Source organism: Oleiphilus sp. HI0132 (assembly GCF_001635845.1).
The window spans coordinates 1-1,234 of record NZ_LWGJ01001385.1; the positions used below are offsets into that span (position 1 = coordinate 1).

Below are 1,234 nucleotides of genomic sequence, written 5' to 3' on the forward strand. Positions count from 1 at the left end.
TAGATGCCGCGTTCAGGCACGCCACCAAAGACCCGAAATGCATGATTGTGTGCATCAAACAGCATCTCGTGCGTTTNTTTNTAATAAGCTCGCAGGAAGAAAGCTCGACTATTGCTTAGCTTGAAGTAAGCAACTTGAAGGCAGCACTTCCGACCATTGATCGTGGCGAAATCTTCGCCCCAATCAAACTGGAATGCTTCGCCTGGTGCAAAAGTCAGTGGAACATAGACTCGCTTAGCGGCAGTGCTCTTTGCTTCATGTTGCTCTTGTCGCCACTGCCGTGCAAACGCAGCAACACGATCATAGGAAACGGTGTAACCCAGTTGTACTAAATCCTGGTATAGCTGCTTGACTGACTTACGCTGCTTTCGATGCTTTTTCACCTCACGGTGAAGCCAGCAGGTTAAGGTCTTCTCGTAGTCATCCAGCTTACTCGGCGACTTCCTTGCAGGGTAGCTTGGGTCTAAATTTCTATTATTGAGGTATTTACGAACAGTATTTCGTGACAATCCGGTCTTCCGAGCAATCGATCGAATCGATTGTCCCTCCCGAATATGCCAGCGTCGAATTACGCTTAGTAGAGCCACGTCTATCACTCCATTTTCTCCTGCTTTGCTGAAGCAGGGATAGGTTTATACGTGGGTCAAAATTCGATGCAAATATATGGCTTTAGTGGGTCAGTTTTGGGTGCAAATCAACAGCTAGGGAAGGAAATTATTGTTAAACAAGGCATCCGGGTATCCCTTGCCAACAATGGTGAAGAAGGCTACGAGAAAGCCATAAAAGGCAATTTCGATTTCATATTAATGGACATGCAAATGCCTTTAATGGATGGCTGCCAAGCTACCGAAAAGATACGGGAAAGCAATCAGAAGATCCCTATCATCGCGATGACCGCAAATGCCATGGCAGAAGACAAAGCAAAATGTCTTGCCTCGGGCATGAATGACTACGTGACCAAGCCCGTCAATGACAATGAGCTCTTTTCTGCCATTCTCAAACATGTCAAAGGCATCAGACAAAAGCAAAATCAAGCGCTATGCCCTCAGGAACAGCACCTTTCGGAACCAATCGAGCAGGTACAAACTGCCTCTGCGCCAGAGGAAAGCAGAATAAGTCAGGAGCTGTCGACTGAAGTCGAGGAAGTCGAGGAAGTCGAGGAAGTCGAGGAAGTCGAGGAAGTCGAGGAAGTCGAGGAAGTAGAGGAAGTCGAGGAAGTCGAGGAAGTCGAGGA

2 protein-coding genes are annotated in these 1,234 nt (G+C 47.4%); one reads left to right on the forward strand and one right to left on the reverse strand.

Annotated elements, in window-relative coordinates; genetic code table 11:
* The coding region (gene istA, locus A3766_RS21260) for an IS21 family transposase (RefSeq protein ID WP_156509024.1) at nt 1–596 on the reverse strand (596 nt) is incomplete at its 3' end.
* 42 nt (nt 597–638) lie between these two features.
* Between istA and A3766_RS21265 the strand changes: the two genes are divergently transcribed.
* Nucleotides 639–1,234: response regulator (locus A3766_RS21265; RefSeq protein ID WP_156509025.1), on the forward strand; the 596-nt coding region annotated here is incomplete at its 3' end.